This is a genomic window from Acidovorax facilis, from assembly GCF_023913775.1.
GTDB lineage: Bacteria > Pseudomonadota > Gammaproteobacteria > Burkholderiales > Burkholderiaceae_C > Acidovorax > Acidovorax facilis.
Genome location: NZ_JAMXAX010000361.1, coordinates 1 through 255, shown reverse-complemented (window position 1 = coordinate 255; position 255 = coordinate 1). Strand labels below are relative to the sequence as shown.

At 62.0% G+C, this 255-nt stretch carries 1 pseudogene; it reads left to right on the top strand.

Annotation, left to right across the window (positions count from 1 at the left end):
• A pseudogene (locus tag NFX52_RS30600) lies at positions 1–255 on the top strand (type I restriction endonuclease subunit R); the annotation flags it as partial.

Sequence of the window (255 nt, the reverse complement as noted above, 5' to 3'; positions counted from 1 at the left end):
TCAAGCAAGGCATCGAAGACGGCTACCTCGCGCCGTACAAGGTCATCCGCGTCGATCTGGACAAAGACACCTTCGGCTGGCGCCCAACGGCGGGCATGCAGGACAAGCACGGCCACGCCATCGAAGATCGCATCTACACCGGCGCCGACATGAACCGCAAGCTCGTGCTGGAGCAGCGCGACGTGGCGGTAGCCGCCAAGATCACCGAATACCTCAAGGCCACCGACCGCTACGCCAAGACCATTGTGTTTTGCG